We start from the raw sequence: 10,772 nt of genomic DNA on the forward strand, positions 1-10,772 counted from the left end.
ATGAGGAATGTTCTTCTGATCCACGGTGGCGTCGGTTCAGATCCCTCCTTCAACGGAAGGCTCAACACTTATGCCGAGACGGCCTCCGAAGAACTGAGTGCACTGGACAATGCGGTGCGTGCCGTGATAAAGATGGAGGATGACCCTGACTTCAATGCAGGTACCGGATCGGTGCCGAGAATCGACGGAAGCATACAGATGGATGCAGCGGTCATGATCCCTGGGCACTTCGGTTCCGTGATAAACATAGAGCGCGTGAAGAACCCAATACTGGTGGCCAGAGATGTGATGGCAAAATCACCGCACATAATGATGACCGGAGATGGTGCGATAAGATTCGCAAGGCTCATGGGATATCCTGACTATGATCCCATGACTGAGAAGGCCAGGAATCTGCTAAAAAAATTTGAAGAAGACGTCGAGAGGAATGAAATTCCGGATAAATTCAAGATATATTTCAAATACGTGAAGGTGCATGATACAGTTGGTGCCGTGGCACGCGTAGAGGGTGAATTTGCCGGAGCGGTTTCCACTGGTGGATCATTTCCGATGCTGAGGGGCAGAGTCGGAGATTCGCCAATCCCCGGTGCGGGGATATATGTAGGCGAGAAGGGTGCAGTAGTGGCGACGGGCGTTGGCGAAGAGATAGCAAAAAATGTGCTGTCGTTCCGCATATACAGCAGGATCGGCACTGGAAAGCTGTACGACATAATAAAGGAAGAGGTGGATAAATTCAGCGTTCCAGTTGGAATAATCGCTGTGGACGAAAAAGATTATGCATACTATGCCAATAAACCCATGGCGGTTGGATTGAAGGAGTTCTGATGCAGTTGAGCTACACGGAATCAGAGTTCTGGAATGGCATAGCGCTAAAGGCGCTGAACGAAGGTAGCATGACGTTGTACAAGAATGATCCGGTCTACGGAAAGGTGCCGAATATATCAAAAAGCGGAATATTTCGCAGATCCATAGGTGAACCTAAGGGGCAGATCGCCGACTGGCGTTTCACTATGCCATGGGATAACAGAAGCGTGCATGCAGTGGAGTACATAGACAGATACGAAATACACGTGGATAAGTACGATCCGGCAAAACATCCTGTTCTGCACCTGATAAATGATGCTCCAAAGTATGGATCCATAATACTTCCACTGCTTGCACTTTTTCCTTTATTAATCTTCAGAAAAAAATTGTAAAGGTTACTTACATTTCCTTGAAAATCTCATCATATATATTTGTCTCATTCTTGCGGTCTGCGCTGGCCGATGCAAGCTCATCTATCTTGTCCTTCCTGTAGCGCCACTGGTTGACTCTCCAGACCTTGCCATGAAGTATTGATATTTCTTCCCTGTATGTTTCCAGTATCCCATATTCTTCCAGATTGTAGAAAACGTCTCTCTCAGCGGGAGACAGCACATTGTCAAGCACGTAGTCATCGTAACCGAAGAACGAAAGCACGAAATCGGAAAGATCCTCCACATCAGGCCTCGACATGCCCTTTTTCCCGTATATGTTGTCAAGGGCCTGCAGAAGCTTCTCCCTAGTTACGATTCCCATAGAACCGGATGTTTATGTTAAGATCATTTTTAAATTTTGCTATGTATCAGCATGGCTTTTCGTATCAGATATATATTATATTTATTTTTTTGAGAGGATTAATTCGACCTTCGTATTCTCAAGCGCATTTATATGGATCTTGCCAGACATGCTCCTGACGTCTCCATTGCCGAATTTGTCCTCTGGAGATCCTCCAAAAGTTCCGAGACCAGACTGTATGCGCATTATGCAGCCATCGCCGCAGTCTATGTCTACATCCGAACCTGACTTGATCGAGTATTCTATGAGCTTGGATCTGCCGTCATCGAAGAGTATCCTAGAATAGCCCCATGGAAAGTCGTCCCTATTCCTGTAGTCTCCCCTTATCCTTTCAAGATCCTTCTCACTGTCTATGCCGATCCACATGGCTTCCTCGGTGTATGAACCGACAAGACCTTCTCTGGCCATCCTAGGGAAGACCGTGGTTTCCAGATCCCTGTCCACATATTTCTCGAAAAAGTAGGGAAAAGCCTCAGTTTTTATGTAGTAGAGCCCTGCATTTATGTAATGGTCGAGTTCTGGTTTCTCTCTGAATCTGACGATCTGGTCGCCAAAGGTCTCAACTATGCCAAACGGGCTCTTCATCTTGGTTACGAACATCGTTATGTAGTATTTCTGATCCTGTGCCTTCTTGAGAAAATTGAGGAAGTTGACATCTGTTACAGTGTCTCCATTCCTGAGAACTATATCATCGTCCTTGACCTCATCTATGAGGTTCCTTAGGGAATAAAGGGTACCCAGGGGCTTCTCCTCCCTGAGGTAGAAGATGTTCATATCCCTGAAGGTGTTTCCATATCTCTCCTCGATCTTATTGCCCAGATATCCTGAAAGTATGTAGACCGATTCAACCCCCATCACGCTGAAATCGAAAAGCTGGCGATCCATTATGGTGTAGTTGTCCTTTATCTCAACCAGCGCCTTGGGTATGGAATCAGTTATGGGTTTCAGGCGTTTGCCATAACCACCGGCTAGTATAGCACCGATCATAGAAGGCTATCGCAACTCCATTATATTTCTTTCACGCATAATGCCTGGAGAAATTTCGTCTCAGATCGGCATTCACCGTTTTACGCATCAAAAATCTATATATATGTAAAGCGTATCTTCATATGTAGGAAAGGTAATTTTTCATACCTGCCATGCGCTGATAGCGCTGCGGGACGTATGCATATGGAGGTATAGTTCATGGGATTCTTTGATGAAATGGACAATATGAGGATGAGACCGTTCCACAGGAAGATGGAGTTGCTAGCATCCATGGGTATGTTCCTCGACGGCTATGACCTTTCAGTCATAACTATGGCCATACTGCTGATGCCTGTGCAGCTCGGATTCACCAAGCTTGAGTACATACTCGTCAACGTGTCGGCCTTCGCCGGCATGATAGTTGGCGCCCCGTTGCTTGGGAGGCTATCAGACCGCATTGGGCGTAAGAAAATCTTCGGCATTGACCTCATACTCTTCGTTGTTTTTGCCATAACTGCTGGGCTAGCCACAAACTTCTGGATGATGTTTCTGAGCAGGTTCATGCTTGGTGTTGGCATAGGCGGGGACTATCCGATAAGTTCAACGATAGTATCTGAGTTTGCACCGGTGAAAAGGCGTGGTTCCTTGCTGTATGCCATGGTAGGCATGTACTGGTTCGGTTCGCTCTTTTCCAGCGTTATGAACTACGCATTCGCCTTCACCTACTACTTTTGGAGATACACCTTCATAATCGGCGGCATAGTGGCAATTCCGATCATATTTCTGAGGATGCAGATACCAGAGTCGCCGAGATGGCTCGTTAGCCATGGCCGGACGGAGGAGGCTAGCCGGGTGATAGAGAACATAACGGGCAAGGAGCCGGATCTCATGGAGGGCCTCACCGAGGGAAAGGAGGAGAAGTCGGTCAGATTCCGGGATCTGTTCGCATCGGGATTCCTACCTAAGACCATATTCGTGCTCTCCGTCTGGTTCCTCTTCGATGTAGCTTCCTACGGAATAGGTTTTTACTATCCTACAATGATAAGGGAGATTGGACTCGCTGCCACTGCACTGAACACCGCCGGACTGCGCGTTATAGCTGAAAGCGGTATGATCGTGGCGGCAGGTGCCATAGCAGGATACATAGTTGCCATGGCGCTGGCGGACAGGATTGGGAGACGTGTTCTCACACTGATGGGCGTCTTCGTGATGTTCGCACTTCTGCTCATTGGATCAATTGTCAGGATAGTATCCATAATACCACTTGTGTCCTTCTTCTTCTCGTTTGTGCTCTTCGAACAGTGGGTTGGTGCTGCAACGCTATTCTATCCGACGGAGCTCTATCCGACAAACTACAGATCAACGATACAGGGTATAGCCACCTCGGTATCGAGAGTCGGTGCGATAATGGGTGTGGTACTGTTTCCACTGTATCCAATATTCCATTCTATGTTCCTGTTTGCAGCCCTTATGTTTCTGGCTTTCATAATAACAGTTCTGTTCGCACCAGAAACAAAGAAGAAGCCACTGGAAAAGATCTGGAACACAAAGGCATAAAATATTAAAAATATTTATTTTTCAGATTTCGTATTCTTTTCCGTTGTACGGCAGAAGCACGTCATAGCCTTCCAGATCCGGCAATAGGTTCTCCCTGTGATCTCCGTGGCAAAGTACGATCTTCTTAGGATCTATGGCCTTTATGAAGCTGACCAGCTCATCGTGACCTGCATGCGCCGACATATCAAAGAATTCCACGCGCATCTTAGGCTTCACAGTCACTCCAGCTATGGTGAGTGTACCGCTTTCTAGCAGGCTCCTTCCGTTTGTACCTTCCACCTGATAACCGGTGACGAATATCGCGCTCTTCTCGTCTTCCAGCAACTTCTGAATGTATCCAAGAACTGGACCGCCGTCGAGCATACCTGAGGTCGATATTATGATATCGCTCCTTATGGCATTCTCCCTCATGTTCCTGCCCTTTATGATCCTGACCTTGCTAAGGGCTCTCAGGAACTCCTTCTTGGATCTCAGGAAGCCCGGTGTATTGAGATATATGGTGCTTATATCGTTGCCCATGCCGTCCACAGCAACATCGTAGCCCATGTCTGCTATGGTCATTATGAGTTCCTGTGTTCTACCAACGGCGAAGGCCGGCATGATCACCTTGCCACCACTGTCTATGACCTCCTTTACACTGTCTCTGAACCTCTTCCTGACGTCCTCTCTGCTCTCATGGTTCTTACCGGCATAGGTACTCTCTATGATCAGAACGTCCGTCTTTATGGGCTTTGCGCCATTGATTAGGTACGTGTCTATGGTGTTCACGTCGCCCGTAACCGTAACAGACATGCCGTCTTCGAACTTCCACATAGTGGAACCCGGTATGTGCCCTGCAGGATACGGCGTAGCAACCATGCTGCCGATCTCTATCGGCTCAAAGTATCTTGCCGGCCTCATGTTCGCAAGCGCGCTGTTTATGTCGTCCTCGTTGAACATCGCTGGATATCCTTCCAGATTGGTGACCTTGAGGGCATCGCGAAGCAAAGGCTTCATCGTGTTCAACGTCATCTGAGTTGCATACAGATCAGGTTCACTCTTGTGGTAGTAGACAGGTATTGCTCCGATGTGATCCAGATGCGAATGCGTTATGAACATCGCATCTACCGGCTCTGGAGGCAACGGGTACTGTGGAGGTTTCTCCGGTATCACGCCGTAGTCCACGATCACGCTGGTATCTCTATCGGTTATTTTCACTCCTAGTCTTCCTACTTCTTCTGCACCACCTAAAAACTTCAATTTCATTTTCATCACATTTTAGCGTTATCTAAACGAAGAGAGCATGAGCACGTCCTCTCTTTTTTTATTAGAGGAAGTGCATTGAACAGGATGTCTCGCACCTTGCGGTCGTTCTGTTTCATTATGTTCATCACTTCCCTGGCATCAACCGGTTTAGTTGACCATACATCGTAATCCGTTACGGAAGCGATAACCGAATAACACAGCGCAAGCTCGCCTGCCAGACTTACCTCCGGCACAAGCGTCATTCCAATTATATCCGCAAATTGCCTGAACATCTTCGATTCTGCTCTCGTTGAGAATCTAGGACCCTCAATCGTTATATATGTACCTGAATTATGAACTGGGATTTTAAGATTTCTGGCCACTTCATATAATATAGAATTCATCTCCGGGCAGAAAGGATCGGCCTCGGAGATATGATACACCTGAGGTCCATCATAGAAGGTCAGTTCACGGCGTTTGGTGAAATCGATGTACTGATCCGGGATCACTATCTCTCCAGGCTTGTAGTCTTCCCTTAAGGAACCAACGGCATTCAGCCCGATGATCCTCTCAACACCGAGATCATGAAGGGCCCAAATATTGGCCCTGTAATTCACCTTATGAGGCGGTATGGTATGCTTCTTTCCATGCCTTGGAATGAATGCAACCTCTACTCCATTAACATCTCCAATCTCTATTGCATCGGAAGGCTTTCCGAATGGCGTATCCATCTCTTTCTTAACAGATTCAGGCATAAGATCGTAAAGTCCACTGCCTCCAATGATACCTATGTAAACCATCTTTACCGTCACTTCAATTTAGATGTAAAGAAAAATTTAACTCTTCTCGAAAAACTACAAAATTTCAAAAGCAAGCAACCTCTGGCTGAAGTTTCGGATCTGAACATGGTTGATCGAATGCGGTATCAGAAGTACCATGTACTCTGATTGACTAAAAATAGTTCGATCAAAATGAAACCTGTCTGATATTATAGCTTATATCCCTATCATCTCTAACTTAGGATGTAGGATTCGAAAACATAATTTCCTCATTCAACAAATTTCGGACCATGAAAGAGCACTCAAAACTATTGGAATCATAATTTTAATGATGAGACGATGCGACAAGCACTACTCTGATATCTGGAGTAGTTATTGGTGGTACTGTTCAATAAATTATCTTTAAATTCCGACAGACGTCGAAATCGTCTCTAAGCACTGGTGAGCAGGGAAAAGTTTTTTAGCCTTTTTCAATATCCATTTTGCTTTTCTGCAGGTGTGGTGTAGCCTGGTAGCACGAGAGCCTTCCAAGCTTTCGACTCGGGTCCAAATCCCGACACCTGCATCTCAGTCTAGCAGTTCTAGCTGCGTTCTTACTGAGATGGATTTGAATATGATTTCTTCGCCTATAGGCGAGATTGGAAGTTTGAGAGAAACTTTAAGAGGAAAATATACTGGCTTCCACCGATGGGTGGATTTATAAATTCTATGAAGGTTCTTTTTGTATACTCTCCGAAAATAAAGTGGCGCAATACGGAATGAGATCTGTGCGATCCCAATTTACGACTGTGGATATCGAAATATGGGGCTTATACAGGATATATTCATATAGACATATATCTCTTCGTTGAAATGAAAAATTCGATTATTCAGCGTAAGATTGGTTTGCAGAGCTCGTTATCCCTCTGGTAAATTGTGGATCTCAGATAGATTTATGAATATATTGATATATTTGAATAAATCTTAAATAGTATTTTTAGCTATTAATCATATGAAAGCTAGTAAGATATATATACTAGATTTTGGCTGGTTAGGTGGAGACATTGGATGGTTTCTGCCAGGACAGCTTGGCGGAGCAATGACTTACGGCAACAGGCAACCAAAAAGAGAATGGATAGAAATTCCAATAACAGGCGCAGTTATAGAACATCCAGAGGCCAGAATACTTTTTGATACTGGCATATCACCAGACGCAATGAAAACCCATGAAAAAGGCCTGATGGAGGCCTTTCCTATAATAAAGATGGACGAAGAGAATCATATAGAAAAACAGCTTGGATTGTTAGGACTGAAACCTGAGGACATAGACTTCGTGGTAATCTCCCATCTCCATCTGGATCATGTTGGGCAGGCATCCGTCTTCAGGGACGCAAAGGTTCCTCTGATCGTACAGCGCAGGGAACTGGAAAGCGCGTTATCGATGATATGGCAGGGGAAGAGTGGCGCATACGACTATTCTGATCTTTTGCCATTGAAGGGGGCAAGATGGATGACTCTGGATGATCCTGTTTTCGAAATAGTGGATGGAGTTTCAGTTGAATTTACTGGTGGGCATACTGCCGGACACCAGGTCATGAATGTAGAGACTGAAAAGGGCAACAGGTATACGATGACCGGTGACTTCCTCCATTTACCGAGAGAGTACGAGGTCGAGGCAAAGGGATGGCTTTTGTCCGATGCACAGGAATGGAATTCGTATATAAAGAAGATGAAGATCCGGGAAGCTGCACGAAGGCAGAAATTGATAATAAGCCATGATCCTGGAATCTGGGATAAATATCCGCATGCACCAAAATATGTGGAGTGAGATCATGAAGGGCAGCTACCTAGTATCTACAGAATTTAATGACAATGCGTTCGTGATCAATGTACCAAAGATAAAATTTGGAATGAACATAAGCCATGAGGTGGGCAAGGATGCCAGATCGCTAGGATTAAAGAGCGTACTGATTGTTGTTGGCCCCAGGATCAGTAATTCAAAGCAGTTCAACAAGATCCTCTCCTCACTGGACAATGCAGGTATAAAATACAATATTTTTGACAGAGTGAAGACGGAACCAGATGATGAATCGCTGAAGAAAGGATATGAAGATATAAAAGGAATGAAGATTGATGGATTCATCTCAGTAGGTGGCGGTTCTACGATCGATACCGCAAAGATACTCAATTTGCTTTACAGATATCCGAGGGACATAATGGACTACATAAACAAGCCCATAGGAAAAGGTATGATACCAGAGGGGGAACTCCTTCCGCATATTGCCATACCAACCACAGCTGGAACCGGAAGCGAAACGACCAATGTAACCATATTCGATGTGGAGCATATCCATGTGAAGACGGGGATAAGCAATCCATTCATAAGGCCGAGTCTTGCCATAATAGATCCCCTGAATACACTGACCATGCCTCCGAAGGTAACAGCCTCAACCGGCCTTGATGTTCTAAACCACGCCATAGAATCCTATACTTCTCATCCATATACGGCGAGGCCTCCTGTCGTTTCTCCTGATGAAAGACCAGTTTATTCAGGCAGCACTCCTATAGGAGACCTTTTTGGACTACAGGCTATTGAATGGGTTCACACATATTTGAGAAGGGCGTATGCTGATCCGCTCGATATAGAGGCGAGGTATTATATGGCCATGGCTGCAAGCATAGCTGGAATGGGATTCGGACATGTTGGCGTCCATATACCTCATGCCATGGCTTATCCCATCGCCGGAATGATCAAGGGATGGCACCCGGAAGACTATGACTTCGGATACCCTATATCGCCGCATGGGATAAGCACGGCTATACCTGCGGCCTATGTTTTCCGATACCTCTCTAACTTTGTCCCAGAAAAGTTTGCTGATGTGCTATCTGCCTTGGGATATGACAGCGATGGCCTCGAACCGCCAGAGATTGGCGATGCAATTTTTGATTATTATATGAATCTGCTGCATACACTAGGAATTCCTGACAATCTTACAGATCTGAATTTCACCCAGTCTGACCTGGATAAACTGGTGGAAGGTACGCTAGCGCAGCAGAGGTTGCTAGGTCTTTCCCCTAAAAAAGTAGATAAGGCAGACATAGAATTACTATTCAGGGAAGCGATGGGAAAATGATCAGGACGAGGAATCCATACACTGGAGAGGTACTTGCCACCTACGATGAGGAAGATGCGAATGGTGTGCTGGAAAAGATAAAAAATCTCAAGGAGTATCAGAAGAGGTGGAGAAAGGATCTGGGTGAAAGGATCGAAGTCCTCAAAAGGGCAAGAATAAACTTTGAACAGCATATCGATGATCTTTCAAAGCTTATGACCATGGAGATGGGAAAGCCAATCTCTCAAAGCGTGTCAGAGATAAAGAAGTCAATATGGCTGATGGATTACGTTATTGAAAACGCGGAGAGATTTCTGTCTAAGGAGATCGTGAAGACTGAGGCCAGGATGAGCTATATCAGATTCGATCCTATCGGAACCGTTCTCATCATAATGCCATGGAATTTCCCTGTCTGGCAGGTCATGCGTGCAGCCGTGCCCGCTCTTGCGGCTGGAAATACCGTGATACTCAAACATGCATCTATCGTTTCCGGCACGAGCCTGAAGATCCAGGATCTTTTTGATACCGAAGCCTTCAGATCAACGATCACCAGCGGAAAGACTGCCTCTGAAATGATACCGTACGTAGATGGCGTGTCATTCACTGGATCTACAGCGACAGGTTCCGCCATAGCAGAAAAGGCTGGCAAAAACATTAAGAAGTTCGTTATGGAGCTCGGCGGTTCTGATCCGTTCATAGTTCTTGATGACTATAACCTGAAAGATGCCATAAAGAATGCAGTTTTTGGGCGTCTCCAGAATAACGGCCAGAGCTGCATTGCATCAAAACGATTCATAGTGAATAGGAAAATAGCTGATGAATTCATAGCTGGCCTGAGGGAGGAGTTTTCAAGGACGAAGATAGGCGATCCCCTTGATCCGGATACCTTCCTCGGGCCGCTTTCCAGTACAGAACAGAAGGAGACAGTTTTAAGGCAGATATCAGATCTTAAGCCTAAATCTGACATCGTAATAGGCGGAGATTCTAATGGTAACATAGTGATGCCTACGATTCTTCGAACAGATGTGCCGTATCAGGAGGAAATATTCGGGCCAGTTGCGGTGGTGAAGATCTTCGATACTTACGATGAGGCCGTACGCCTTGCCAATGAAACACCGTTTGGGCTTGGATCTTCAATATGGGGAAATCCTGACGAGGCAGAAAAACTGGTTCCGGACATCGAAGCAGGGATGGTTTTCATCAACAAGATCGTGGCCTCAGATCCGCGTTTGCCGTTTGGTGGTGTCAAAAAGAGCGGTATAGGGCGTGAATTATCCAGGTACGGTATGATCGAATTCACCAACATAAAGACTGTATGGATCAACTGATGCTATGCGCACCACCCTCTCAGTTCCATATCGATAAGATATTGATATCGACGATCATGAATAATATCATCAACGGCTATAGTGCGATGAGCGTGGGCATCATTGCCTAAGCCGTTGACCTTAACTTTTCCAATCAGATCCACACATCCTACCAGCTGTTCCCATAAATTTGCGAGCTACTCCTAAGCTAAAGCTGTTGAGATTTACAGCTTCCCCCAAACCCCTAACTT

10 protein-coding genes and 1 tRNA gene are annotated in these 10,772 nt (G+C 45.7%); 7 read left to right on the forward strand and 4 right to left on the reverse strand.

Features of this window, described 5'->3' with window-relative positions:
• Window positions 1–825: an isoaspartyl peptidase/L-asparaginase gene (locus Q0C15_RS03305; RefSeq protein ID WP_110640340.1), complete on the forward strand. Its 825-nt coding sequence runs from the start codon at window positions 1–3 to the stop codon at window positions 823–825.
• A complete protein-coding gene (locus Q0C15_RS03310) occupies window positions 825–1,196 on the forward strand; it encodes a hypothetical protein (RefSeq protein ID WP_110640339.1) in 372 nt (123 codons plus the stop codon). The genes Q0C15_RS03305 and Q0C15_RS03310 overlap by 1 nt, the downstream gene beginning before the upstream one ends.
• A 7-nt stretch (window positions 1,197–1,203) precedes the next feature.
• On the opposite strand, the gene Q0C15_RS03315 is transcribed toward Q0C15_RS03310, so the two are convergent.
• Together Q0C15_RS03315 and Q0C15_RS03320 are read right to left on the reverse strand one after the other, a co-directional pair.
• The gene (locus Q0C15_RS03315; protein WP_110640338.1) at window positions 1,204–1,557 is read right to left on the reverse strand and encodes a DUF6015 family protein; all 354 of its coding nucleotides are present in this window, start codon (window positions 1,555–1,557) and stop codon (window positions 1,204–1,206) included.
• 81 nt (window positions 1,558–1,638) lie between these two features.
• Window positions 1,639–2,583: a nucleotidyltransferase family protein gene (locus tag Q0C15_RS03320; protein ID WP_297216118.1), complete on the reverse strand. Its 945-nt coding sequence runs from the start codon at window positions 2,581–2,583 to the stop codon at window positions 1,639–1,641.
• Window positions 2,584–2,781: 198 nt separating this feature from the next.
• Here Q0C15_RS03320 and Q0C15_RS03325 point away from each other — a divergent pair, with 198 nt between their 5' ends.
• Window positions 2,782–4,119, forward strand: coding sequence for an MFS transporter (locus Q0C15_RS03325; RefSeq protein ID WP_297216120.1), 1,338 nt, complete (start codon window positions 2,782–2,784; stop codon window positions 4,117–4,119).
• 21 nt (window positions 4,120–4,140) lie between these two features.
• Here the strand turns inward: Q0C15_RS03325 and Q0C15_RS03330 are convergent, their stop codons facing one another.
• Both Q0C15_RS03330 and Q0C15_RS03335 read right to left on the reverse strand, forming a co-directional pair.
• A complete protein-coding gene (locus Q0C15_RS03330; RefSeq protein WP_297216123.1) occupies window positions 4,141–5,364 on the reverse strand; it encodes an MBL fold metallo-hydrolase in 1,224 nt (407 codons plus the stop codon).
• Between the two features lie 5 nt (window positions 5,365–5,369).
• The gene (locus tag Q0C15_RS03335) at window positions 5,370–6,143 is read right to left on the reverse strand and encodes an S-methyl-5'-thioadenosine phosphorylase (protein WP_110640335.1); all 774 of its coding nucleotides are present in this window, start codon (window positions 6,141–6,143) and stop codon (window positions 5,370–5,372) included.
• 471 nt (window positions 6,144–6,614) lie between these two features.
• Between Q0C15_RS03335 and Q0C15_RS03340 the strand changes: the two genes are divergently transcribed.
• The 4 genes from Q0C15_RS03340 (at window position 6,615) to Q0C15_RS03355 (ending at window position 10,542) form a co-directional block, all read left to right on the forward strand.
• Window positions 6,615–6,687: transfer RNA gene (locus tag Q0C15_RS03340), tRNA-Gly, on the forward strand.
• Window positions 6,688–7,113: 426 nt separating this feature from the next.
• Complete coding sequence (locus Q0C15_RS03345; protein ID WP_297216128.1) at window positions 7,114–7,929, forward strand: N-acyl homoserine lactonase family protein; 816 nt, start codon at window positions 7,114–7,116, stop codon at window positions 7,927–7,929.
• 4 nt (window positions 7,930–7,933) lie between these two features.
• Window positions 7,934–9,235, forward strand: coding sequence for a hydroxyacid-oxoacid transhydrogenase (locus Q0C15_RS03350; protein WP_297216131.1), 1,302 nt, complete (start codon window positions 7,934–7,936; stop codon window positions 9,233–9,235).
• Window positions 9,232–10,542 carry an aldehyde dehydrogenase family protein gene (locus tag Q0C15_RS03355; RefSeq protein ID WP_297216135.1) on the forward strand — a complete coding sequence of 437 codons (1,311 nt, stop codon included), beginning with the start codon at window positions 9,232–9,234 and terminating at the stop codon, window positions 10,540–10,542. The genes Q0C15_RS03350 and Q0C15_RS03355 overlap by 4 nt, the downstream gene beginning before the upstream one ends.
• Window positions 10,543–10,772 lie beyond the last annotated feature (230 nt).

It is taken from the genome of Thermoplasma sp., assembly GCF_023256435.1.
GTDB lineage: Archaea > Thermoplasmatota > Thermoplasmata > Thermoplasmatales > Thermoplasmataceae > Thermoplasma.